The sequence below is a fragment of the Micromonospora chalcea genome (assembly GCF_002926165.1).
Lineage (GTDB): Bacteria > Actinomycetota > Actinomycetes > Mycobacteriales > Micromonosporaceae > Micromonospora > Micromonospora chalcea.
Window position 1 is genome coordinate 254905 of record NZ_MAGP01000001.1, and the last position, 26136, is coordinate 281040.

Consider the following 26136-nt stretch of genomic DNA (forward strand, 5'->3'; position numbering starts at 1 on the left):
TTCCGGCTGCCCGGCTTTGACCGGTCGCGCATCGGGCAGGCGAATCGGCGGGAGAATGTGGATAATGATCGTCGTGGCGCATCGCAGCAGACTCTCGACGATCCTGATCGACGTGCCGGGCGGTGAGGCGCCCGCAGCCGCCGCCTTCTGGTCGACGGCACTCGGCGTTCCGGCACGTACAGTCCCCGACGAGCCGCAGTTCACCTCTCTGCACGGCGCGTTGCCCGGCCTGGTGCTCGCGATCCAGTCCGTGGACGAGCCGGCTCGATATCACGTCGACATCGAGACCGACGACGTCGAGGCCGAAGCACGCCGGCTGATCGCCCTCGGTGCTGTCGAGGTCGGCCGCTGGCTGGAGTGCATCACCTTACGGGCTCCGGGCGGTCATCTCGTGTGTGTCATCCCGTGCCACAGCGATCCGAAGACCTTCGAGTCCCTCTCCCAGGCGTGGGAGTAGGCGCGCGGCCACGCAGGCGTCCGCATGGCCCGTGTCATGCTCGAAGCGATGAGCACCCAGCGTCCGCGCGACCCACGTCCCCTCCGTCGGCCGCGCCGCCCCCTGGCCCGCGTCGCGTTGGTCGCCGGCGTCCTCGCCGCGTTGGGCGCCGTCGCTGTGGTCGTGGTGCCGCTGCTGCGGCCGCCGGGCCCTCGCCCGGCCTTCCAGCTCCCGGTGGCCTGCGGTGAGACGTGGCGCCTGTCGACCTATCCCGGGCACGACGACTACGACATCGACCTGTTCCCGACCCGGGGCGAGGCGTGGGGACGGCCGGTGCTGGCCTCCGCCGCCGGCACCGTCACCGTGGCCGGGGTCAACGGTTCCCTGGGCGGTCGCACCCCGCAGGACCCGAACGGGCCGAAGGGGCGCGGCGGCGGCTACTGGGTGAAGATCGACCATGGCGGGAAGTGGGAGACGCAGTACCTGCACCTGCTCGAACCGCCGCTGGTCGAGGCCGGTCAGCGGGTGGCCCGCGGCGATCAGCTCGGGCGGGTCGGCAGCACCGGGAACTCCGGCGCCCCGCACCTGCACTACGAGCAGCGCCGGGGCTGGGAGAAGGTGGAGGCCCACTTCGACGGCGTGCCGTCCGGCATCACGTCCGACGACCGCGAGTACACCGTCCGGCTGACCAGCGCGAACTGCGACCAGGGTCGCCGGTAGCCACGGTTCGGCGTACCACCGGGGTCGTGCCGGACGGCGGCGAGAGCGGTCCCGGCGATAGGATCACCGGCACCCGCCGCCCGTACCCGCTGGAGCCCCGCTGTCCCGGCCGCCCGCCACCCGTCCCACCCGGCGTGCCCGCCGGGCGCTGGCGCTGATGTGCCTGCTCGTCGTGGCCGGGCTGCCCGCCGGGTCGGCGCCGCTCGGCGAGCCCGGCTCCGGGACGCTGCGGGTGCTCCAGATGAACCTCTGCAACAGCGGCCGGGCCGGCTGCTACACCGGCCGGGCCGTCCGCCAGGCCGCCGACGTGATCGCCGCCGAGCGACCCGACCTGGTCACGCTCAACGAGATCTGCCGCGACGACGTGGAGACGCTGGAGCGGGCGCTGCGGGCCGCCCTCCTCGGCGGCACGGTGGTGTCCGCGTTCCACGCCGCCGGTGACCGCCCCAACGCCGCGCCCACCTACTGCAACAACGGCCAGCCGTACGGGATCGGGTTGGTGACCCGTCTCGACGCGCGCGGTGCGCGGCCCACAGTGCACCGCGGCACCTACCCGGCGCAGGATTTCGCCGACCCGGAGGAGCGGGTCTGGCTCTGCCTGCGGGCCGCCGGGCTGCTGCACGCCTGCACCACGCACCTGGCGAACACCAGCGGTCAGGTCGCGCTGGCCCAGTGCGCCCAACTGGTCGGCGCGGTGGTGCCGGCGATCCGCCGCGACGGCGGGTACGCGCCCACAGTGCTCGCCGGTGACCTCAACCTGCGCGTCGGCGGCACGCCGGACGTGCGGTCGTGCGTGCCGGCGGGTTACCGGCGGATCGACGACGGCGCCCGGCAGCAGATGGTGACGACGGGCGACGTCACGATCTGCTGCCACCGGCCGGTGGACATGCGCGGGACGACCGACCATCCGGCGCTGCTGGCGACGGTGTCGATCGACGGCGAGCCCGCGACGGACCTACGGTTTGCGGGCGAGTAGCCCGACGAACGTGTGGTAGGTGTCGGTCTGCTGCGGCGCGGGCGCGACCGGATCCACACGCCACTCGGCCAGCGGCACCAGCCCCGGCTCCAGCACCGTCAGCCCGTCGGCGAAGGCGAGGATCTCCTCGTCGGTACGCCAGCGGCCGGTGCCCAGCGACTCGTTGAAGACCCGCTCGACCTCGCGCGCCTTGCGGGAGCCCTCCGGGTCGCGCTCGCCGGGGTCGCGGAAGTGCGAGATCGCCACGTAGCTGCCGGACGGCATCGCGTCGATCAGCTCCGCCGCCACCGCGCCCGGGTCCTCGTCGTCGCCGAGGTGGTGCAGGATCGCGAAGAGCAGCAACCCGATCGGCCGGTCGAAGTCGAGGAACCGGCGGACGTCCGGGTCGTTGAGGATCTCCTGCGGTGCCCGGACGTCGGCCTGGATCACCGTCGCGGTGCCCTCCGCGGCGAGCAGCGCCCGCCCGTGGGTCAGCACGATCGGGTCGTTGTCCACGTAGACCACCCGGGCGGCCGGGTTGTGCTCGGTGGCGACCTCGTGCACGTTGCCCTGCGTGGGCAGCCCCGAGCCGAGGTCGAGGAACTGGTCGATGCCCGCCTCGGTGACCAGGAACCGGATGACCCGGCGCAGGAACGCCCGGTTGGCCTGGCCGGCGGCGGGCCCGTCCGGCGTGATCCGCAGCGCGTGCTCGGCGACCTTCCGGTCGACCTCGAAGTTGTCCTTGCCGCCCAGGAAGTAGTCGTAGACCCGGGCGACGCTGGGAACGTTGAGGTCGATGCCGGGGGGTGCCGCCTTGTCGCGGGTCACAGGCGTCTCCATTCGATTCTGATCAGCGCCGCCCGCCGGTGGGGTTACGGGCGTTTTCGGGGAGTGTAGCGACCGGACGGCCCGAATTGTGGCCCCGGCTGGTACCGCTCCCACGGCGTCGGCCCGTCACCAGCACGTTCACCGTGCGACACGCGGAACGCGCCGGGCCGGAACCGGCTCGCCGATGTCCGATGTGGCGTTCCCACTGCCATACTCGGCATCGGACAGGTGAACATCGTCGTAAGGGTGATGGCGTGCGGTTCCGGGTGCTGGGTCCGCCCGGCATCGACCGGGACGGGCGAGGCGTGCCGCTCGGCGGGCCGAAGCAGCGGGCCCTGCTGGCCCTGTTCCTGCTGCGGCCGAACCGGTTCGTCGCCGCCGACTGGCTGGTCGAGGCGCTGTGGGACGGGCGACCGCCGGCCAGCGCCCACACGACGCTGCGCACCTACGTCGCCGGACTGCGCCGGGCGGTGGAGCCCGAGCGGTCCCACCGCGAGCCGGCGCGCGTCCTGCGCAGCCGCCCCCGGGGGTACGAGCTGCGGGTCGAGGACGATGCCGTCGACGCGATCCGATTCGGACGCCTGGTGGACCGGGCGGCGGACACGCTCGCGGCCGGGCAGCCGGCGGTCGCCGAGCGGACGTACGCCGAGGCGCTGGCGCTGTGGCGGGGCGAGCCGCTCGCCGGCGTCGGCGAGCTGAACGCGGTGCGTCCGGAGGTGGCGCGGCTGACCGAGCTGCGGCTCACCGCCGAGGAGGGCCGCCTGACGGCTGCCGTCGCGGCCGGCCGGCACGCGCCGCTGCTGGCGGAACTGCGCCGCTTCGTGTCGGCGAATCCGCTGCGCGAGGGGGCCCGCGCGCAGCTGATGCTGGCGCTGTCCCGGTCCGGCCGGCAGACCGAGGCGCTCGCGGCCTTCGACGAGGGCCGCCGGGTCCTCGCCGCGGAGTACGGCCTCGACCCCGGTGAGCAGATGCGGGCGGCGCACCGGCTGATCCTGGAGCAGGCCGTACCGGCGCAGCCCGGACCCTCGGCGGTGGCCGGCCGGCAGGTCGTGCGGGCGGCCGGGCCCGCGCCGGTGCCGGCCGAACCCGAACCGGGCCCGGCCGCGGAGTCGCCGCGGCGGCACGCGGACCCGCTCGTGGGGCGGGGCGCCGAGCTTGCGCTGCTGCGGGAGACGCTCGACGCGGCCACCCGGCGCGGCGGGCGGGTGCTGGCAGTGGTGGGGGAGGCGGGCATCGGCAAGACCAGCCTCGCCGCGGCGCTCGGCGACCGGGCCGCCACCGGCGGCGTGCCGGTCGTCTGGGGTCGCTGTCCCGACGTCGGGCAGGCGCCACCGTTCTGGCTGTGGAACCAGGTGGTACGCGCGCTCGCGGCGATGCCGGACGCCGGCGCCACCGGCTCGGCGAGCCGCCTGGGCGGGTTCGCCGCCGGATCGCTGCCCGGCCCCGCGGAAGGCGGCGGCCTCGACCCCACGGCGCGGTTCCAGGTGTACGAGGCGGCGTCCGGCCTGGTGCACGCGGCGGCCCGGCGGCACGGCCTGCTGGTCGTGCTGGACGACCTGCACGCCGCCGACCCGGACTCGCTGCTGTTGCTGCGCTACCTCTCCGCCGGGCTGTCCACGTCCCGGGCGCTGGTGGTCGCAACGCTCCGTCCGTACGACCACGACCCGGCCCTGGTGGCGACGGTCGCCGAGCTGGCGCGCGGCCGCGACTTCGGTCAGCTCCGGCTCGCCGGGCTGGACGCCTCCTCGGTCGCCACCCTCGTCCGGCGCCGGACCGGGGTGGCGCCGCCGGAGCCGGTGGTGGTCCGCCTCGTCACCCGCACCGGCGGGAACCCGTTCTTCCTCACCGAGCTGCTGCGGTCCCGCACCGACGCGGCGGCCGACGCGGAACTGCCGCCGAGCATCCGGGACACGGTACGGCTGCGGCTCGTCGGGCTGCCCGAGCCCGCCCGACGCTGCCTCGACCTGCTCAGCGTGGCCGGACACGAGCTGGACCTGCAGGTGATGGTGGCGGCGCTGGACACCACCGCACCGGCGGTCGCCGAAGCGCTCGCCCCGGCGTACACGGCCGCGCTGGTCACCGAGGCGGGGCCGGGCACCGTCACGTTCCGCCATCCGCTGATCGCCGAGGTCACCTACGCCGAGCTGGTCCCGCCGCGCCGGGCCGCGTTGCACGCCCGGCTGGCGCGCGCGTACGAGCGGGCCGCCGGTGTCGCGCCGGCCGAGCTGGCCCGCCACTACGGTCAGGCGATCGGCCTCGGACACGGCGAGGACCACCTGCGGTGGTCGCTGCGCGCCGCCGACGACGCGACGCGGCGGGTCGCCTACGAGGACGCGCTCGGCCACCTCGAACGCGCCGCGCACCGGCTGGCCCCGGCCGCGCAGACCTCGCCCGACGCGGCGTCCACCGAACTGACCGTCCAGCTGCGCCGCGCGGCGCTGTTGCAGATGACCGTCGGCGTCGGCAGCGACGCCGTCGACCAGGTCTGCGCCCGCGCCCGGGAGCTGCTGACGCTCGTCGGGCCGGACACCGACCTCCGGCACGCGCTCTGGGCGCTGGGTGAGCTGGCCGCCAACCGGGCCGAGTTCGCGATCTGCGCCGACCTCGCCGGGCGCCTGGTGCGGTCCGCGGACGACGGCAGCGGGCTGATCGCCGTGGCCGGTGAGTACCTGCTCGGCGCGGTCGGCTACTTCACCGGCCGTCAGGCCGAGGCCGAGCGGCGGCTCAGCGCCGGCATCGAACGGCTGCGTACCGTCGACCGGGCGCTGCTGCGCCGGGAGGTCGGCCGGCGGCCGGTGCTGGCCTGCCACAACTTCCGGGCGCTCGTGCGGTCGATGCGCGGCGACCCGGTCGGCGCCCGGGCGGACATCGCCGACGCCGAGGCCCTCGCCGAGGAACTGGACGACCCGTACGGCCGGGCCAACGCGGCGCTCTACGCGGCCTGGCTGGCGATGCAGGAACACGACGTCGACGCGGCCGACGCCGCGGGACGGCGGTGCCGGGACATCGGGAGGTCCACCGGCCTGCCGCACATGACGGCGACCGGCGCGTACTTCCTGGAGTGGGCCGCCGCCCGCGCCGGCGACCACGGCCGGCTCGACGCGATGCGCGCCGCCGCCGACGGGTTCTACCGTCCCGGGTTGCGGTCCACCCGCACCATCACGTGCGCCGCGATGGCCGAGGCGTACCTGACCGCCGGTCGCGCGGAGACCGCCGCGACGCTGGCCGAGGAAGGGCTGGCCGTGGCGGACCGGTTCGGTGAGCGCGTCGTCGTCGCGGAGCTGCACCGGATCCGTGGGGTCGCGCGCCGCGACCGCGCGGAGTGGGACCTCGGCGCCCGGATCGCCGCCGACCAGGGCGCCGCACTGCTGCGGCAGCGGTTCGCGACGTTCTGACCGGTGTGGCGGCCCGCCTCCACGCCTTCTCCACACCCTTTCCACGCCGGGCTGGTGCCCTGGTCGGCGTCGGACGGCCGGAGCCGTCCGGGACCACGTTCCGAAAGGGCATCACGATGGGATCAGTTCAGCCGCCGGATCGCCAGGCCGTCCAGGAGGTCGACGTCGCCGTCATCGGCTGCGGGCCGGTGGGCGCGCTCACCGCGAACCTGCTCGGCGCCCGCGGCGTCCGTACGCTCGTCGTGGAGCGCAGTGCGACGGCGCACGGCCAGCCGCGGGCCTTCTCCTGCGACGACGAGGCGATGCGCATCTACCAGCAGGCCGGCCTGCTCGACGAGATCCGCGACGCCACTGTCGCGCCGCCGCTCGTGGAATACGTCAACGGCGCCGGCCGGGTCTTCGCCCGGATGGCGCTGTCCGAGACGGACTTCGGGTACGGGCACGCGCCGCTGCGCTTCTTCGACCAGCCTCGGCTGGAACACACGCTGCGTACCGGGCTGGACCGGTTCCCGCACGTGCAGCTCTCGCTCGGCACCGAGATGGCCGGCCTCACCCAGGACGAGGACGGGGTCACCGTGCTGCTGTCCGACGTGGCCACCGGGCAGCGGCGGACGGTCCGCGCCCGGTACGTGCTCGGCTGCGACGGCGCGCGCAGCGCCACCCGCGCCGCCGTCCGGATCCCGCTGTCCGGGGCGAGCTACGCCGAGCCGTGGCTGGCCGTCTCCGGCGACGTGCCGCCCGACGCGGTACGGGTCGGGGACACCCGGTTCGTCTGCGACTGGCGGCGTCCGGCGTTCGTGTCCCCGGGCGCGGCCGGCAGCTACCGGATGGAGTTCATGCTGCGCCCGGGGGAGACCGAGGACGAGATGCAGCGGCCCGAGACCGTCGCCGCGCTCGTCTCGCCGTACGTCGACCCGGACCGGTTCACAGTCACCCGCGCGGTGGTCTACACCTTCCACCACCTCATCGCGCGACGGTGGCGGGAGGGACGGGTGTTCCTGCTCGGCGACGCCGCCCACCAGATGCCGCCGTTCATGGGCCAGGGACTGTGCAGCGGCCTGCGCGACGCGGCGAACCTGTCGTGGAAGCTGTCGCTGGTGCTGTCCGGCGTCGCCGACGCCGCAGTGCTCGACACGTACGAGATCGAGCGGCGCCCGCACACGGTGGAGATGGCGCGCACGAGCGTCCGGCTGGGGCACGTCTTCCTGGCCCGCAACCGGGTCACCGCCGGAATGCGCGACGCCGCGCTGCGGGCGGTGCAGACGATCCCCCGGGTACGGCGGTTCGTGGAGCGCTTCGAGTTCAAGCCGGTGCCGGCGTACCGGCGGGGCCTGATGGCCGGCGGGCGGCGCGCCGGCGTGGTCGGGACGATGTTCCCCCAGCCGCGGGTCCTCGTCCCGGGCGCGCCCGGGGAGCGCCTGCTCGACGAGGTGCTCGGCGACGGTTTCGCCGTGCTCGGCCGCGCCGGCGTGGACAACCCGCTCGGAGCGTGGCGGCCGGGGCTGCCGGCGCGGTTCGTCGCGGTCCACCCGAGCGGTACGTCGCTCGCCGACCTGCCGGATCCGCTTGCCGGCCCTTCGGCACCCGGCGGGCCGGACCGGGTCGACGTGGTGGACGCCGAGGGGGTGCTCGGCGGTTGGCTGCGACGGCACGGCGCCGACCTGGTGGTGCTGCGGCCGGACCGGTTCGTGTTCGCCATGGTGGCTGCCGGTGGGATCGAGCAGGCCGGGCGGGACCTGTCCGCCGCGCTCGGCGCGCCGGACGGAGGCCGGAGCCGGGCGGACACAGCGGGACTCGCTGCGGCGCCGGGTTCGTGACCTGAGCCCCGGTGCCCGTGGCTCCCGCTCCTATCATCGTTCACTGTGGACGACGCGAAGGTCGACCGGGTGGCTGTCGACGGGGCGGGCTCGATCGCGCACCTGCTGCCCAGGTCACGCGGCCGGTGCGGCATCTACGAGCTGACCTTCGCCGACGGTGAGCGGTACGTGGGGCAGGCCGTCGACGTGGTGGCGCGGTTCGGCATGCACCGCCAGAAGTGGCACGACATCGTCGAGATCGCTTTCCGGCGGGTGCCGCGCGACCGGCTCGACGAGGAGGAGCGGGATCAGATCCGCAGGCGGGAGTCGGCCGGGGTGCGGCTGCGCAACGTCGTACACACCGCCGGCCGGCTCGGCGCCGCCGACCTGGACCGGATACTGCCCCCGCCGCGGCAGCAACGCTGGCTGGCCGGACACGAGCCGTGCCCGATCCCCCTCGCGCTCGGCGAGGGGGATCCCGACCTGCGCCGCCGTACCCGCCACCAGTTCGACCGGCTGCGAGCCGATGCCCGGTTCACCGCCGAGATGGGCCGTCTGGTCGGGGCGTACCTGCGCCTCACGATCCCTGCACCGGAGCAGACCGAGCGTGACTTCTGGACGCTCACCGCGCTGCCCGGCACCAACGCCGCCCGCTACCCGCGCCTGTTCACCGTCTCCGTGCACGCGCTGGAGACGCTGTTCGTCTGCCATGACCGGCGGCGGCCGCAGGCTCCGCACATCCGCCTGAACATCGACGAGACCGTGGCCCGGTCACAGTTCCGCACGCGGCTGCGGCTGCGAGCGATGGGTGCGGCCCGGGCCCCCTACCGCGTCCGACCGGGGGTTTTGGCGCTGGAGTTCGAGTCGGTCGAGAGCGCGCACGACGCGCTGACCCGGCGGCAGATCGTCAAGGCTGCTCGCCGGCTCAACCTGGACCTGATGAGGAAGGGACCCGCGCTCAACTGGAAGACCCACTGCCCGGACCTCGTCCGGCACGTGCTGTCGAGTTGAGCACGGGAAGGTTGGTGCGCTGCCGGGCGCGGCGGCCGCGACGGCGATCCCTTGCCGGGATGCGTGCACGCGCGTAGGAAGAGCACCACCATCCACCACCGTCGTACCACACTCCGATGCCGAAGGAGACGCGCGTGCCCACCCCCAGACGGCTCCGTCTCGCCGTGTCCGCGCTGGTGACCGTATCGGCCGTGTTGCTCGGCTCCGGCGCCGCCGCGGCGCCGCCCGCGCCGGCCGCGAACCGGTCCTGCGACCCGATCGACCCGGCGGCCTGCCTGCTGCCGTTCCCCAACGACTACTTCACCGTGCCGGACCGCAGCACGCCGACCGGCAAGCGGGTGCGGTTCGCCGCCTCCGCGATGCCGGCGAACGTGCTCGGCGTACCGATCGACCCGGCGGAGTGGAACCGGCAGGACGGGTTCAGCCCCGGCTCGCCGATCCTGGCGCGCGTACCCGGTCTCGACGCCACGCGGACCCGGATCGCGCCGGTCACCGACGTGGGCCGCTCGCTGGCGCCGGACGCGCCGATCGTGCTGCTCGACGCCCGCACCGGGCGGCGTACGCCGTACTGGGCCGAACTGGACGCGCACGCCGCCGGCAACCCGGACCGGCAGGTGCTGATCATCCGGCCGGCGGTCGCGCTGACCGAGGGCGCCCGGTACGTCGTCGGCCTGCGCGGCATGCGCGACGGCGACGGCGCGCTGATCCCGGCCCCGAAGGCGTTCCGCAGGTACGTGACCGGCGCGGGCCTGGACCGGCGTGACCCGCGCGCGCCTCAGATGAAGCGGATCCTCGCCGACCTGAGCCGGGCCGGCGTCAAGCGGCACAGCCTCTACCTGGCCTGGGACTTCACCGTCGCCAGCCGGCACGGTCTGACCGGGCGGATGCTGGCGGTCCGGGACGGCGCGTTCGCCGCGCTCGGCCGCCGCGCTCCCTCGTTCACCGTCAGCCAGGTCACCGACTACACGCCCGAGCAGGACCCGCTGATCGCCCGGCAGGTGACCGGCACCGTCGCCGTGCCGTCCTACCTGACCGGTGACGGGGGACCGGGCTCCCGGCTGCACTACGGTCCGCCCGGCGGCGACGGCACGCCGCCGACGCCGAACGCGCTGCCCACACCGTCCGGCACGACGGTGGCGGCCGACTTCGTCTGCAACATCCCGCGCAGCGCGTCCGCCACGAAGCCAGCCCACCTGTCGCTCTACGGCCACGGGCTGCTCGGCCGGCCCACCGAGATCAACGCCGGCAACGTCAAGACAATGTCGCAGACGTACGACTTCACCTTCTGCGCGACCAGCTGGATCGGCATGGCGGCGGCCGACGTCCCGTACGTGGGGGGCGCCTTCACCGACCTCAGCGCCTTCCCGGCGGTGGCCGACCGGCTCCAGCAGAGCTTCCTGAACTTCCTCTTCCTCGGCCGGACGATGATCCATCGCAACGGGTTCGCCGGCCACCCGGCGTTCCGCGACGCCGCCGGACGGCCGCTGATCGACGTGGCCGGCGGGCTGCACTACGACGGCAACAGCCAGGGCGGCATCAACGGCGGCGCGCTGACCGCCATCGCCCAGGACTGGACCCGCTCGGTGCTCGGCGTGCCCGCGATGAACTACTCCACGCTGCTGCAGCGCAGCGTCGACTTCGCCCCGTTCCAGACCGTCCTGGACGGCTACTACCCGGACAAGATCGATCAGCAGCTCGTCTTCGGGTTGTTGCAGATGCTGTGGGACCGGTCCGAGGCCAACGGGTACGCCCAGCACATGACCGACCGGCCGCTGCCGCGTACCCCGGCGCACCGGGTCCTGATGCACGTGGCCTTCGCCGACCAGCAGGTCTCCACCGCGGCGGCGGAGGTGCAGGCCCGCACCATCGGCGCCCGCCTGCACACTCCGGCGCTCGCCGACGGCTGGTCACCGGACGTGCGCCCGTTCTGGGGCATCGCGCCGATCCGCAGGTACCCGTACGCGGGCTCGGCCATGGTGGTCTGGAACAGCGGCGCGGCGTACGCGCCACCGCCGACGAACCTCGCCCCGGCCGGACCGGAGTACGGCGAGGACTCGCACGAGTTCCCCCGCGCGCAGCCCGGCGCGCAGCGGCAGAAGGCCGTCTTCCTGCTCACCGGCAAGGTGATCGACGTCTGCCCGGGCCGGCCCTGCCCGTGACGTCCGGACCGGGCGTGCGATGGCGCACGCCCGGTCCGCCGCCGGGGGAGTGGCGCCACCGGCAGCGGCGCGCGGCGTCTGATCGCTGACAGGTGAATCAGCGATTGGATATCCCGCGTCTTTACGGCCAGATCCCGAACAAGACCTCATTATCCGGCTCTTCTCCGCAGTAGGAACTGTCTCCGATAAGGCGCCGATTCCACATGAGACGGACATGTCCCTCCAGTCCGTGATTGCGGCACGGGTGGATGAGGTCGGCCGGCACGGGCTCCTGGGCGAGAAGTCAACCCCGTGGATCAGGGCAATTTTGAGGACTTCTTCCTCTTGTTTTTCGCCACTCCTTTCCTTTGGTCGACGCGCTTATCGCGCGCCCCGATCCGGGCGCGGAAGCCATTTCCGCAGGTCGCGTGGAGTGTCGTGAGCATACTGATCTTGGCTGCCCGGATTGGCGGCCCTGATTGGCGTGATCGACGGGCAACGCAGAGCGACGCCTGGTGTTATGCTGCGCTCCGGGGGAGGTAGTCTGGATGATGTCATCGGCTATCAGATGGGCCTTGGCCAGGAGTTTCAGGCCCGTACACGACGGCGTTTATTCCACTCGTCAATATGTGCGGCGAGGACGGCATAGGCGGGGCGGATGACGCCCGCCGACGCGCTTCTTGGCTGAAGCGCACCATCTGTCACGGGCATGGCGCAGCGGGGCACGTGGGCCGCCGTACGCGCGTTCGCTCGCGTTTTCCCTGCGGCAAGGCGCGCCGTTGTGTATGCCGTGATGGCCTACGGCCTGCGCTTTTGCGCGCTCCCTGCCGGGCGGGACGCTGCTCCGGGTCGACTGTCGGGTAAGTGGCGCGCAATTATCCGACAGTGGCAGAGCTGCGTTCACCTGCAGTTATGAAAATCGTTCCCGCCTGTCGGAGAGTTGGCGCTCGGTGCGTTGCTTGCGCCTCCTGGGAAAACCGAGTTACACAAACTTTATCAACGACCAGGGTTGACACTCGCCGATGAACGCCGGGATGCTGGTGCCGCCGCCGTCCTGGTAGTCGGCGGGACGAACGCGGATCATTTCGCGAAGTCCAGAACGTGCTTTCCGGACTATTAACGTGGTGCGAACGCAGCATTAATCATGCATTCGTGCCGGACCTGCTGTGCCTTTACCGGACGTCAGAAGGAATCGGATCGTGGGCATTTCCCTGCCAGGACGAGGCGATGCGGCCGACCCAGTGCGACAGTCGGCCGGGTCCGCCGGTCGCGCTGGTCAACCGCCGAAACCCGGCACCCTGGTCGACCGGTTCCGTGCGGTCCTTCTCGACCGTCCGGACGGCGTGACCTATCGGTTCCTGGCCGACGGCGAGAACGACGAGGTCGCCATTTCCAACGCCGACATGGATCGGCGGGCCCGGGCCATCGCCGCCACGTTGCGAGAGCGCGTGAACGAGGGCGAGCGGGCGCTCATCGTCTGCCCGCCGGGCCTGGACTACCTCGCCGCGTTCCTGGGCTGCCTCTACGCCCGGGTGATCGCCGTACCGGTGTACCCGCCGAACCCGGTGCTGCTCAAGCGGACCCTGCCCCGGCTGATCGGCGTGATCCAGGACGCCCGTCCCGCTGTCGTGCTCGCGCCGGCGGAGATCACCGCGATGGCCGGTCAGATCACCGCGCTGGCGCCCGCGCTGGGCTCGCTCGTCTGGCAGGCCGTCGACCGGATCGACCCGGCCGTGGCCGACGGGTGGCGCGAGCCCGGCCTCGGCGGTGACGACGTGGCGTTCCTCCAGTACACGTCCGGCTCCACCGGGCGGCCGAAGGGCGTGGTGCTCAGCCACGCCAACCTGCTGGCCAACCTCGAGGTGACGAACCAGCGTTTCATCACCGACGTCGAGACCACCCGGCTGGTGAGCTGGCTGCCGCCGTACCACGACATGGGGCTGATCGGCGCCATGCTGCAGCCGCTCTACGCCGGGTTCCCGGCGACCTTCATGTCACCGACGTCGTTCCTCAAGCGCCCGCTCCGCTGGCTGCAGGCCATCTCCACCTACCGGGCCACGCTCAGCGGCAGCCCCAACTTCGGTTACGAGCTGTGCCTGGCGAAGACCACCGCGGACGAACGCGCGGCGCTGGACCTGAGCAGCTGGCGGCTGGCGTTCAGCGGGGCCGAGCCGGTCCGGGCCGAGACCATCGACCGGTTCGTGGCGGCCTTCGGGCCCAGCGGGTTCCGCCGCGAGGCCTTCTACCCCTGCTACGGCCTGGCCGAGGCGGCGCTGTTCGTCGCCGGCGGGCTGGCCGGCACCGAACCGGCAGTACGCCGCGTGCGTGCCGCCGACCTGGCCGACAACCGGGCGGTCGAGGCCGGCCCGGACGAGGAGAGCCGGACGCTCGTCAGCTGCGGAACGGCGGCCGCCGGGCACGAGCTGGTCATCGTCGACCCCGCTACCTGCGAGCGGCTCCCGGCCGGCCGGGTCGGCGAGATCTGGTTCGGCGGCGGCAGCGTCGCCCAGGGCTACTGGGGACGCCCGCAGGAGAGCGAGGAGACCTTCCGGGCCCGGCTCGCCGGCAGCGGCGACGGCCCGTTCCTGCGCACCGGCGACCTGGGCTTCCTGACCGACGACGGGGAGCTGTTCGTCACCGGCCGGCACAAGGACCTGATCATCATCGCCGGGCGGAACCACTACCCGAGCGACATCGAGGTGACGGTCGAGCAGAGCGATCCGACGCTGCGTCCGGGCTGCGGCGTGGCCTGTTCGGTGGAGGTCGACGGCGAGGAGCGGCTCGTCGTCATCCAGGAGGTCGGCGGCAGCCGCGCCCGGCTCGACGCCGAGCGCGTCGTCACGGCGATCCGCGGCGCGGTCGCCCAGGAGCACGGCCTCCAGGTGCACGACGTGGTCCTGATCAAGCAGGGCAGCATCCCGAAGACCTCCAGCGGAAAGCTGCAACGGCGGGCCGCCCGGCAGTCCTTCCTCACCGGCGACCTCACGGTGCTGGCGCGCTGGAGCGCGGCCGACCCGGAACACGTCACCGGCGGTGCGGGCAGCACGCCGGCACCGGCCGTGGCCGCGCCCGGTCGCGCGGAGGTCGAGCAGCGCCTCGTGGCGGAGCTGGCCGCCCGGCTGGGAATCAGCCCGCAGGCGGTGGACCCCACCCGGCCCGTCGCCACGTACGGGCTGCAGTCGGTGGAGATGGTCGGGCTCGTGGGCGAACTGGAGACGTGGCTGGGCCGTACCCTGTCCGCGACCCTGATCTGGGAGTACCCGACCATCGAGGCGCTGGCCGCCCACCTCGGCCACCCGGCCACCGGCTCCGAACCCGCCGCGCCGGTCGAGCCCACGGCGCCGGCCGATCCGGCCGCGACCACGGCGACCGGCGCCGAGGCGACCGCGGGCCACGCGGACGCGACCGACGAGGCCGTCGCCGTCATCGGCATCGGCTGCCGCCTCCCCGGCGGCGTCGACGGACCGGAGAGCTTCTGGCGCCTGCTGACCGAAGGACGCGACGCGGTCCGCGAGGTGCCCGCCGACCGGTGGGACGCCGACGAGCTGCACACCGACGACGCGACGACGCCCGGAAGGACGACCACCCGCTGGGGCGGCTTCCTGGACCGGATCGACCAGTTCGACCCGCACTTCTTCGGCATCGCCGCCCACGAGGCCGCCCGGATGGACCCGCAGCAGCGGCTTCTCGCCGAGGTGACCTGGGAGGCGCTGGAGGACGCCGGACTGGCCGCCGTGGACCTGGCCGGCTCCCCGACCGGCGTCTTCATCGGCATCGCCACCAGCGACTACGCCCAGCTCACCCTCGCCGACCTCGACCGCGTCGACGCGTACACCGGCACCGGCAACGCGTTCAGCATCGCGGCGAACCGCCTGTCGTACCTGTTCGACCTGCGCGGCCCGAGCATCGCCGTCGACACCGCCTGCTCCTCCTCGCTGGTCGCGGTGCACCAGGCCGTCACCAGCCTGAGCCGGGGAGACTGCACGCTGGCCGTCGCCGGCGGGGTCAACGTGGTCCTGTCACCCGCGCTGGCGATCAACTTCAGCAAGGCCGGCGCGATGGCGGGCGACGGTCGCTGCAAGACCTTCGACGCCCGGGCCGACGGCTACGTCCGCGCCGAGGGCGCCGGCGTGGTGATCCTCAAGCCGCTGTCCCGGGCGCTCGCCGACCAGGACCCGATCTACGGGGTGATCCTCGGCGGGGCGGTCAACCAGGACGGCCGGACCAACGGGCTGATGGCGCCGAACCCGCACGCCCAGGAGGCGGTGCTGCGCAGCGCGTACGAGCGGGCCGGCGTGGCGCCGGAACAGGTCGGCTACGTCGAGGCGCACGGCACCGGCACGCTGCTCGGCGACCCGATCGAGGCCAAGGCGCTCGCCGCCGTGGTCTGCGCCGACCGCGATCCGGCGCGGCCCCTGCTCATCGGATCGGTCAAGTCCAACCTCGGCCACCTGGAGGCCGCCGCCGGGATCGCCGGCCTGATCAAGGCCGCGCTGGTCCTGCGGCACCGGCAGATCCCGCCGACCCTGCACTACCGGCAGCCCAACCCGCACATCCCGTTCGCGCAGCTCGCGCTCCAGGTGGCCGACACCGGCCAGCCGTGGCCGGACGGGTACGCGCGGGCCGTCGCCGGAGTCAGCTCGTTCGGCTTCGGCGGCACCAACGCGCACCTGGTCCTCGCCGAGCCGCCCCGGTCCGACCGGCACGCACTCGCCGAAACGGCCGCCGCGCCCGGCCACCTCCGCCTCAACGGCAGCGCGCCCGCCGGAGGCGCCCCGGCGGACCCGGCCCGGCTGCTGACCATCTCGGCCCGTACCCCCGAGGCGCTCGGTGAACTCGCCCGGCGGTACGCGGCGAAGCTGGCCCCGCCCGGCGAAGGCGCGGACCTCGCCGCCGTCTGCGCCGCCGCCGCCGTGCGCCGCACCCACCACGAGCACCGGCTGGCCTGCGTCGGTGACTCGCCCGAGCAGGTACGGGACGCGCTCGTCGCGTACGCGGCCGGCACGGAACGGCCCGGGCTGTCGTGGGGCGCCCGGCGCGTCTCCCGGCGCCCGAAGCCCGTCTTCGTGTTCTCCGGCCAGGGGCCCCGGTGGTGGCCGATCACCGAGGACCTGCTCGCCGAGCCGGCGTTCCGCGACACGTTCGCGCAGTGCGACCGGGCGCTGCGGCAGTACGTCGATTTCTCCCTGCTCGACCTGGTCACCGGCCGGGACGACGCGAGTCTGCTGGACGACCCGGCGGTCGCCCAGCCCGCGCTGACCGCCGTGCAGATCGCCCTGGCCGCGCTCTGGCGCTCCTGGGGCGTCGAGCCGGCCGCCGTGGTCGGGCACAGCGTCGGCGAGGTGGCCGCCGCCCAGGTCGCGGGCGCGCTCGGCATCGCCGACACGATGCGGGTCGCCCGCCAGCGGGGCCGGGTCATCCGCGCCGCCATCGGCAACGGGCGGATGGCGGTGCTCGGCCTCCCGCTCGACCGGACCGAGCAGTTGCTCGCCGAGCGGCGGCCGGGCGCCGTCTCGGTCGCCGCCACCAACGGACCGGAGTCCACTGTGCTCTCCGGCGACGGCGCGGCCCTGGCCGCCCTCGCCGAGACGCTGACGGCCGAGGGGACGTTCTGCCGGATGCTCGAATCGGTCGACTACGCCTCGCACAGCCCACAGATGGAGCCGCTGCGCGCCGAGCTCGGCGCGCTGCTCGACGGGCTCACCCCGGGTCCCGCCGCCGTGCCGATGCTCTCCACGGTCACCGCCGGGCCGATCGACGGCGCCGCGCTCGACGCCGCGTACTGGGCCGACAACCTGCGCCGGCCGGTGCTGTTCGACACCGCCGTCACCCGCCTGGTCGACGCCGGGCACGACGTGTTCGTGGAGATCTCCCCGCATCCCATGCTCGGCGGCCCGGTCACCGAACGCATCGCCCGCCAGCAGCGTGACGGCGTCGTCGTCGCCTCGCTGCGGCGCGACGAGCCGAGCCGGGCCACGGTCCTCGGTGAGCTGGGCCGCCTCTGGACCGCCGGCTGCCCGGTCGACTGGCGCCGGATGTACGGGCCGGTCGTGCCGATGGCCGCGCTGCCGGCGTACCCGTGGCAGCGGGAGCGGCACTGGATCACCGACGAGTACCCCCGGACGCGGCGCACCGCCCACCGCGGGCACCCGGTGCTGGAGACGTACGTCCGGTCCGCCGCCGAACCGGGCGGACACCACTTCGCCGTCCGGCTCGACCTGGCCGGGTTCGGCTACCTGCGGGACCATGTCGTCGAGGACAGCCCGGTGCTGCCGGCCAGCCTGCTGCTCGACGCGGCGCTGGCGGCGACCCGGCGGCTGCTCGACGATCCGGCCGCGGTGGTCGAGCGGATCGAACTGACCCGGGTCACCCTCGTCGAGGAGCTGGCCGAGGCGGACACCGTCCAACTCGTCCTGCTCCCGGAGACCGCCACCGGTGGCACGCTGCGGATCTACAGCCGCGGACCGGACGACGCCTGGAACGAGGTGGCGCACGGCCGGTACGGCGCCGCGCAGCAGTTCCCGGCCGGCGCCGTCGAGCCGCTGACCACGGTCCGCTCGCGCTGCGGCGAGCAGCGGGACAGCGCCGAGCACTACGCCCGGCTGGCCCGGTCCGGCCTGCGCTACGGCCCCGCCTTCCAGGGCGTCGCCGCGCTCTGGAAGGGCGAGCGCGAGGCGGTCGCCGAACTGCGCGACCCGGCCGAGCTGACCGGCGCCCGGGAGCCGTACCTGGTGCACCCCGCCCTGCTGGACAGCTGCCTGCAGGTGCTGGCGGCGGCCATGACCGGCGCCGACGCCGGGACGTACCTGCCGGTGGGGGTGGAGCGTTTCGCCCTCGCCGCCGGCCCGGGCGTACCCCGATGGGCGCACGCCACCGTGGGCGGGGCCGCCACCGGCGGCCCGGAGATCGACGGCGCCCGGGTGGTGCTCTACGACGCGGCCGGCGACCCGGTGGGCGAGATCGCCGGCGTGCGGCTGCGCCGGCTGGCCGGTTCCGGCCCGGCCGACCCGGTCGGCGAGGCGCTGCTCGACCTGGCCTGGCAGGAGACCACCGACGGGGCACAGACGCCGGAGACCGGCGGCTGGTGGCTGCTGCTCACCGGCTCCGATCCGGTCGGCGGCGACCTGCGGGCCGCGCTGTCCGGCCGGGGCGTGGACACGGTGACCGTCGCACCCGGTGACGCCTACCGGCAGGTTGCCCCGGACCGGTACGAGGTCGACCCGGCCCGGCCGGCGGACTTCGTGACGCTCCTGACCGACCTGCGTGCCGCCCGGCCGGAGCCGTGCGCCGGAGTGCTGCACGCGTGGAGCCTCGACGCGCGCCTCACCGAGCAGAGCCCGGCCGACCTGCCGGACACCCCACTGGACCGGCTCGAACTGCTCGGTCCGGTCGCCGTCACGCATCTGGTGCGGGCGCTCACCGAGGTCGGCGGCCGGTCACCCCGGCTGGTGCTGGCCACCCGGGGCGCGCAGGTGGTCGCCGCCGACGCGGGCGCGCCGGACCCGGCCCAGGGCGGCCTCTGGGGACTGGCCCGGGTGGTCGCGCTGGAACACGCCGAGCTGCGCCCCACGATCGTCGACCTCGACCCGGCCGACGGGCGGCACGGCGTTCCCGGCCTGGTCGACGAACTGCTGCACCGGCCCGGTGGCGAGCAGGTCGCGCTGCGCGGCGGCCGGCGCTACGTGCCCCGGCTGGTCCCGTGGCGCGCGCCCGCGGCCACGCCGGCGCGTCCGCACCCGTTCGACCGGTCCGCCGCCGACGGCAACTACTTGCTGCTGTCGGTGCAGGGACACCTGGGCAGCCTGACGCCGGTGCTCTCCGCACGCGTGCCGCCCGGCCCCGGCCAGGTGCAGATCGAGGTGGCCGCCGCCGGACTCAACTTCAACGACGTGCTCAAGGCGATGGAGATCTGCCCCGGCGTACCCCCGGGCATCGTGCCGCTGGGCGGCGAGTGCGCCGGCCGGGTCACCGCGCTCGGCGCCGGAGTCACCGGCCTGAGCGTCGGCGACGCGGTGATGGCGGTGGCCCCGTCCAGCATGGCCGCGTACACCACCACCCGGGCCGAGCTGGTCGCCCCCGTCCCCGGCGGGCTCACCGACGAGCAGGCCGCCGCGCTGCCGATCGCGTTCCTCACCGTGGTGTACGGCCTGGAGTACCTGGCCCACCTCGGCGAGGGCGACACCCTCCTGATCCACTCGGCCACCGGCGGCGTCGGCCTGGCCGCGCTGCAGGTGGCCCGCCGCAACGGCGCCGAGGTGCTGGCCACCGCCGGCAGTGAGGAGAAGCGGGAACTGCTGCGCCGCCTCGGCGTCAAGCACGTGATGGACTCCCGGTCGCTGCGTTTCGCCGACGAGGTGCTGGCCCTCACCGACGGCCGGGGCGTGGACGTCGTGCTCAACTCGCTCACCGGCGAGGCGCTCACCCGCAGCCTCGGCCTGCTCGCGCCGAACGGGCGGTTCGTCGAGATCGGCAAGCAGGACATCTACGCCAACAGCCACCTCGGCCTGCGGGCGTTGCGGCACAACCGCTCGTTCCTCGCCGTCGACCTGGAACGCGCCTTCGCCGAGCGGCCGACGCTGATCGCCCGCCTCTTCGCCGAGGTGCTGCGCGGCTTCGACAGCGGCGAGTTCACCGCCCTCCCGGTGACCACCTACGACTACGCCGACGCGGCGGCGGCGTTCGGTCTCATGGCGCAGGCCCGGCACACCGGCAAGATCGTGCTGCGGCCCGGTGGGCACGAGGTGGCCGCCGTACCGCCGGGGGAGGTCCCGGTCCGGCCGGCCGCCACGTACCTGATCACCGGTGGTCTCGGCGCTCTCGGCCTGGAGACCGCCCGCTGGCTGGCCGGTCGCGGCGCGCGGCACCTGGCGCTGCTCGGCCGCAGCCGGCCCTCGGCGTACGCCGGGCAGGTCCTCGACGAGCTGCGCGGGCAGGGCGTCGACGTCCAGGTCCGGCAGGCCGACATCGCCCGCCACGAGGACGTCACGGCGGTGCTGGCGGACCTCGACCGGACGATGCCGCCGCTGGCCGGCGTCGTGCACGCCGCCGGTGTGCTGGACGACGGGCTGATGCTGCAGCTCGACCGGGCCCGGTTCCGGGCCGTGGCCGCGCCCAAGGTGGACGGCGCCTGGCATCTGCACCGGGCCACCCTGGACCGGGACCTCGACTTCTTCGTCCTCTACTCCTCGGCCGCCGCGCTGCTCGGCTCACCGGGCCAGGCCAACTACGCCGCCGCGAACGCGTTCCTGGACACGCTCGCGCAGCGGCGCCGGGCGCAGGGACGGGCCGCGCTGAGCGTCAACTGGGGCCCCTGGTCCGGGTCCGGCCTGGCGGCCCGCCCGGACCGTGGCGGCCAGCTCGCCGGTCAGGGCATCGTCGGCATCGACCCACGCGACGGCATCGAGGCGCTGGACCGGCTGGTGCTGACCGCGGCGGCGCAGGCGGCCGTCCTGCCGCTGGACCTCGACCGGCTCCGCACGGCCGCGGCCGGCGGGCTCGTGCCCGCGCTGCTGGCCGACCTGGTCGCGGTGGACACCCCGCGCACGGCCGAGGGCCGGGCGCGCTCCGGCGAGGTACGCCGGCGGTTGCTCACCGTCGAGCCGGGCCGCCGCCGGCGCGCCCTGCTCACCGGGCACGTCGCCGGTGAGGTGGCCCGGGTGCTCAAGGTGGACGCCGACCGGGTCGACGTCACCTCGCCGCTGGCGAACATGGGCTTCGACTCGCTGATGTCGCTGGAGCTGCGCAAGCGGCTGGAGACGTCGCTCGACGTCGAACTGTCCGCCACGCTCGCGTGGCGCTTCCCGACCATCGACGCGCTCGTACCGCACCTCGCCGAGCGGATGGACGTGGCGCTGGAGGCCGGGCCGGACGCCGACGTCTCCCCGGCGGGGACCGGCCCGGCGACCGCGCCCGGCGCGACACCGGCCGCCGGGACCGACGACCCGGCCACCGACCTGGAGCAGCTCTCCGACGACGACGTCGAGGCGCTCCTGCTGGCCAAGCTCAACCAGATCGAGGAAGGGCGTCAGGGATGACCACGACCGGGCAGCAGGCGCAGGCGCCGAACTCCACGCTCAAGCGCGCCTACCTGCAGATGGAGCGGATGCAGCGGCAGCTCGCCGAGTACGAGCGCGGCCGGACCGAGCCCGTCGCGGTCGTCGGCATGGGGCTGCGCTTCCCCGGCGGCGCGGTCGACGCGGAGAGCTTCTGGCGGATCCTGCGCGACGGCGTCGACGCGGTCGCGGAGATCCCGGCCGACCGCTGGCCGGTCGACGAGTTCTACGACGAGCAACCGCAGCAGCCCGGCAAGATGCGGACCCGCTGGGGCGGCTTCCTGGACCGCGTCGACCACTTCGACTACGAGTTCTTCGGCATCTCCCGGCGCGAGGCGCTGGCCATGGACCCGCAGCAGCGGCTCGCCCTGGAGGTGTCCTGGGAGGCGCTGGAGAACGCCGGGAAGGCGCCGACCGCGCTGGCCGGCAGCCGTACCGGGGTGTTCCTCGGCGTGTGCAGCAACGACTTCGCCACCGAGAACTTCCCCGGGCTGGAGGACATCACCGCCTACGCCAGCACCGGCACCGCGCACAGCGTGGTGACCGGGCGGATCTCGTACGTCTTCGACTTGCGCGGCCCGAGCGTGGCGGTGGACACCGCCTGCTCCTCCTCGCTGGTGTCGGTGCACATGGCGGTGCAGAGCCTGCGGTCCGGCGAGTGCGACCTGGCCCTCGGCGGCGGGGTGAACGTCGTCCTGTCGCCGCTGCCCAGCGTGGCCTTCTCCCAGTTCCCCGGCATGGTCGCCCCGGACGGCCGGTGCAAGACCTTCGACGCCCGCGCCAACGGCTACGTCCGCAGCGAGGGCTGCGGCATCGTCGTGCTCAAGCGTCTGACCGACGCGGTACGCGACGGCGACCAGGTGCTCGCGGTGATCCGCGGCGGCGCGGTCAACCAGGACGGTCGCAGCTCCGGGGTGACCGCCCCGAACGGGGTGGCGCAGCGCGACGTGCTGCGCCGGGCGCTCGCGGCGAGCGGCGTCGCCGCCGAGCAGGTCTCCTACATCGAGGCGCACGGCACCGGCACCACGCTCGGCGACCCGATCGAGGTCGAGGCGCTGGCCGAGGTGTACGGCCGGGAGGAGGGCGCACCGGTCTACCTGGGGTCGTCGAAGACGAACGTCGGCCATGCCGAGGCAGCCTCCGGCATCGTCGGGCTGATCAAGGTGGTGCTCGCCCTGCACAAGGGCGCGATCCCGCCGAACGTGCACTTCACCGAGCTGAATCCGCACATCTCCTTCGCCGGCACCACGTTCGCGGTGCCGACCGAGTTGAGCGAGTGGCCGGCGGTCGCCGAGCGGCCGGTGGCCGGGGTGAGCAGCTTCGGGTTCAGCGGCACCAACGCCCACCTGATCGTGCAGGCCGCGCCCGAGCCGCCGGCCGTACCGTCGGAACCGGCGGTGGAGCGGCCCCGTTCGGTGCTGCCGCTGTCGGCCCGGACGCCGGACGGGCTGCTGGAGCTGGCCCGGCGCTACCAGCAGCGACTGTCCGCCGACCCGGGCGCGGCGCCCGGCGACCTCTGCTTCTCGGCCGGCACCGGACGGGCCCACTTCCCGCACCGGCTGGCCGCCGTCGGCGCGTCCGCCCGGGAGGTCGCCGACCAGCTCGCCGACTTCGTCGACGGGCTGCCCGGCGACCTGCCGGTGGTGGGCGAGGCCGGCAGCGACGACGTGGTCTTCCTCTTCACCGGGCAGGGCCCGCAGCGCGTCGGCATGGCCCGCGCCCTCTATCAGACGCAGCCCACCTTCCGGCAGGCCGTCGACCGCTGCGACGAGATCCTGCGGCCGCTGCTGGACGTCCCGCTGCTGGACGTGATCTACCCGGCCGACCCGGACTCCGACCTGGTCTACCGCACGACCTACTCGCAGCCGGCGCTGTTCGCGGTGCAGTACGCCATGGCGCAGATGTGGCGCTCCTGGGGCGTCGAGCCGGTGGCGGTGCTCGGGCACAGCTTCGGCGAGTACGTGGCCGCCTGCGTGGCCGGCATGATGAGCCTGGAGGACGGGCTGCGGCTGGTCGTCGAACGCGGCCGGCTGATGTGGGAGCTGAACGACAACGGCGCGATGGTGGCCGTCTTCGCCCCCGAGGCCGAGGTCGCCGAGGTGCTCGCCGGGTACGCCGACCGGGTGTCCGTCGCCGCGGTCAACGGCCCCGGCACCACCTCCATCTCCGGTGAGCGGGAGGCGCTGGCGCGGATCTGCGCCGAGTTCGACAGGCGCGGGGTGAAGACCAAGCAGTTGCACATCACCACCTCGTCGCACTCGCCGCTGATCGAGCCGATCCTGCCGGGCCTGCGCGCGGCGGCCGACGCGGTGACGTTCACCCCGCCGCGCGTCCCGCTCGTGGCGAACCTGACCGGTGAGCTGTGGCCGTGGGACACCGCCCCGGACGCCGACTACTGGTGCCGGCACGCCCGCCAGCCGGTGCGCTTCGCGGCCAGCATCGACACGCTGCGCGAGCTGGGCTACCGCACCTTCGTCGAGATGGGACCCGCGCCGACGCTGCTCGGCATGATCAGCGACAACCTGCCGGCGGGGGAGGCCCTGCTGGCGCCGAGCCTGCGGCCCAAGCACGACGACTGGGCGGTGCTGCTGCACACCGTCGCCCGGCTCTACACCGCCGGCGTGGACCTGGACTGGGCCGGTTTCGACCGGGACTACCGGCGGGCCCGGGTGCCGCTGCCCACCTACCCGTTCGAGAAGACGCACTGCTGGCAGGAGCCGCGCCGCACGCAGCGGCAGCAGCAGCGGCACACCGGATCGTCCACCGTGGACGACACCGGCGAGGACGGCGCCGCCGCGTACGCCGACGACGACCTGCTCTACCGGCTCGACTGGCAACCTGTCGACGCGCCCGCGCCGGCTCCCGACCCGGAAGCAACCCCGGCCCGGACCTGGCTGGTGCTCACCGACGGGACCGGGGTCGGCGCCGGGTTCGCCGACGCCGTCGCGGCCCGGGGCGAGCGGGTGGTACGGGTGTCGCCGGGTCCGGCGTACCGCGTCGACGGCGCGCGGGCCGAGGTGCGCCTGGACGGCCCGGCGGACCTGAGCCGGCTGGTGGACGAGCTGGCACTCGACGGCGGCGAGCTTCAGGTGCTGCACCTGTGGAGCCTCGACGACACCGACCCGGACGGCGCGGCGGACGCCGCCGCGCTGCTGCGGGCCACCGAGCGGGGCAGCCTCAGCGCGGTCCACACCGCGCAGGCCCTGGCCCGGGCGCGGGGCCCGGAGACGGTACGGCTCTGGCTGGTCACCCGCGGCGCGGTACGGCCGGCCGACGCCCCGGGCGGCCCGGTGTCGCTCGCGGTGGCCCAGTCGGCCCTGTGGGGTCTGGGCCGGTCGTTGCAGCAGGAGCACTCGGCGCTCTGGGGCGGCCTGATCGACCTCGACCCGGCCGCCGATCCGGCCACGCTGGCCGCGCGTCTGGTGGGGGAGCTGACCGCCCGCGACGCCGAGGACCAGGTCGCGTTGCACGGCGACCGGCGCTACGTGGCCCGGCTCGTCCGCCAGGCGGTGCCCGAGGCCGACGCCGCCGACGGGCCGTGGCGGCCCGACGCGAGCTACCTGATCACCGGCGGCCTCGGCGGCATCGGCCTGGAGGTGGCCCGGTCGATGGTGCGGGCCGGCGCGCGGCGGCTGGTGCTGCTCGGCCGCACCGTGCTGCCGCCCCGCGCCGAGTGGGCCGGCCTGCCCGCCGACCATCCGGCGGCGGCACGTGTCGCCGGGGTGCGCGAGCTGGAGGCGCTCGGGGCCGCCGTGCACGTCGCCTCCGTCGACGTCGCCGACGAGGAGGCGGTACGGGCGTTCCTGACCGGCTACGACCGGGAGGGCCGGCCGCCGATCCGGGGCGTCGTGCACGCCGCCGGCACCGGTGAGGTGGCCCCGCTGATGGAGCTGACCCTGGCCGACCTGGAACGCCCGCTGCTGCCCAAGGCCGTCGGCGCCTGGGTGCTGCACCGCCTGTTCGCCGGCCGGGAGCTGGACTTCTTCATCCTGTTCTCCTCGACCAGCTCGCTGCTCAGCTCGCCGTTCGTGGCCGGGTACGCGGCGGCCAACGCCTTCCTCGACGCGCTGGCGGCGCAGCGCCGCGCCGCCGGACTGCCCGGTCTGAGCGTCAACTGGGGTATCTGGGAAGGGGTCGGCCTGGCCAACCGGGGTGCCGACGCCACCCCCGGGCTCAGCAAGGGCATGGGCACGCTGCGGCCCGCCCAGGCGCTGCGGGTCTTCCACCGGCTGCTGCGCCACGACGAGCCGCAGATCGCCGTGGTCCCGGTCGACTGGACCGAGTGGGGGCGCCGCTACCAGGAGGTCTCCGGTTCGGCCCTGCTCGCCCCGCTGCTGCGCGGCGACGGCCCCGCGCGGCCCGCCCGGCGTACGGCCCGGACCAGCCTGCTGCCCAGCCGCGCGCAACTGCTGGCCCTGCCGGCCGACCGGCGCGCCGAGACGCTCACCGGGCAACTGGTGCTCGCCGTCGCGGCCACCCTCGGCTCCGCGACGGCGTCGGTCGGGCTGGACCAGCCGCTGTTCGACCTGGGCCTGGACTCGCTCATGGCGGTGGAGCTGAAGAACGAGATCGAACGCCAGCTCGGCGTCTCGCTGTCCATCGCGGTGTTCCTGGAGGGCGCCACCCTGCGCACCCTCACCGAGCAGATCGTCAGCCGGCTGCCGGCCGGTGCGGACGACGGCGGCGCCGACACGGCGGCCATCGGGCGGGTCGAGCGGTTCGAGGACGTCGCCTCGGAGCTGCTCGCCGAGCTGGAGGGCCTCTCCGACGAGCAGGCGCGGGCCGTACTGGGCCAGGAGGCGTGA

Annotated in this window: 10 protein-coding genes; 9 read left to right on the forward strand and 1 reads right to left on the reverse strand. The window is 74.4% G+C overall.

Translation table 11 applies throughout. From position 1 onward, the window contains the following. Positions 1-64: 64 nt before the first annotated feature. The 3 genes from BAW75_RS00625 (at position 65) to BAW75_RS00635 (ending at position 2132) form a co-directional block, all read left to right on the forward strand. Positions 65-457, forward strand: a complete 393-nt coding sequence (locus BAW75_RS00625) for a VOC family protein (RefSeq protein WP_043329945.1) — start codon at positions 65-67, stop codon at positions 455-457. 48 nt (positions 458-505) lie between these two features. Then, positions 506-1156 (forward strand): M23 family metallopeptidase, encoded by a 651-nt coding sequence (locus tag BAW75_RS00630; protein ID WP_043329946.1) that lies wholly within the window; start codon positions 506-508, stop codon positions 1154-1156. Positions 1157-1313: 157 nt separating this feature from the next. Continuing rightward, positions 1314-2132, forward strand: a complete 819-nt coding sequence (locus tag BAW75_RS00635; protein ID WP_104112264.1) for an endonuclease/exonuclease/phosphatase family protein — start codon at positions 1314-1316, stop codon at positions 2130-2132. On the opposite strand, the gene BAW75_RS00640 is transcribed toward BAW75_RS00635, so the two are convergent. Beyond that, a complete protein-coding gene (locus tag BAW75_RS00640; RefSeq protein WP_104112334.1) occupies positions 2112-2939 on the reverse strand; it encodes an SAM-dependent methyltransferase in 828 nt (275 codons plus the stop codon). The two genes, BAW75_RS00635 and BAW75_RS00640, sit on opposite strands and share 21 nt — an antisense overlap. Positions 2940-3193: 254 nt before the next feature. Between BAW75_RS00640 and BAW75_RS00645 the strand changes: the two genes are divergently transcribed. The 6 genes from BAW75_RS00645 (at position 3194) to BAW75_RS00670 (ending at position 26136) form a co-directional block, all read left to right on the forward strand. Next, a complete protein-coding gene (locus tag BAW75_RS00645; RefSeq protein WP_104112265.1) occupies positions 3194-6334 on the forward strand; it encodes an ATP-binding protein in 3141 nt (1046 codons plus the stop codon). Between the two features lie 116 nt (positions 6335-6450). Beyond that, positions 6451-8151 carry a bifunctional 3-(3-hydroxy-phenyl)propionate/3-hydroxycinnamic acid hydroxylase MhpA gene (gene mhpA / locus BAW75_RS00650; protein WP_104112266.1) on the forward strand — a complete coding sequence of 567 codons (1701 nt, stop codon included), beginning with the start codon at positions 6451-6453 and terminating at the stop codon, positions 8149-8151. A 45-nt stretch (positions 8152-8196) separates the two neighbouring features. Beyond that, positions 8197-9141: a GIY-YIG nuclease family protein gene (locus tag BAW75_RS00655; protein WP_064445507.1), complete on the forward strand. Its 945-nt coding sequence runs from the start codon at positions 8197-8199 to the stop codon at positions 9139-9141. A gap of 134 nt (positions 9142-9275) precedes the next feature. Continuing rightward, positions 9276-11300: a hypothetical protein gene (locus tag BAW75_RS00660; RefSeq protein WP_104112335.1), complete on the forward strand. Its 2025-nt coding sequence runs from the start codon at positions 9276-9278 to the stop codon at positions 11298-11300. Positions 11301-12622: 1322 nt separating this feature from the next. After that, on the forward strand, positions 12623-21313 hold the full coding sequence (locus BAW75_RS00665) for a type I polyketide synthase (protein WP_208635143.1): 8691 nt from the start codon (positions 12623-12625) through the stop codon (positions 21311-21313). Continuing rightward, on the forward strand, positions 21310-26136 hold the full coding sequence (locus tag BAW75_RS00670; RefSeq protein WP_104112268.1) for a type I polyketide synthase: 4827 nt from the start codon (positions 21310-21312) through the stop codon (positions 26134-26136). The genes BAW75_RS00665 and BAW75_RS00670 overlap by 4 nt, the downstream gene beginning before the upstream one ends.

What these genes read in the sequence shown, in the direction of transcription:
- BAW75_RS00625 (WP_043329945.1), top strand. Translation starts at nt 65, where the DNA reads ATGATCGTCGTGGCGCATCGCAGCAGACTCTCGACGATCCTGATCGAC.
- BAW75_RS00630 (WP_043329946.1), top strand. Translation starts at nt 506, where the DNA reads ATGAGCACCCAGCGTCCGCGCGACCCACGTCCCCTCCGTCGGCCGCGC.
- BAW75_RS00635 (WP_104112264.1), top strand. Translation starts at nt 1,314, where the DNA reads ATGTGCCTGCTCGTCGTGGCCGGGCTGCCCGCCGGGTCGGCGCCGCTC.
- mhpA (WP_104112266.1), top strand. Translation starts at nt 6,451, where the DNA reads ATGGGATCAGTTCAGCCGCCGGATCGCCAGGCCGTCCAGGAGGTCGAC.
- BAW75_RS00670 (WP_104112268.1), top strand. Translation starts at nt 21,310, where the DNA reads ATGACCACGACCGGGCAGCAGGCGCAGGCGCCGAACTCCACGCTCAAG.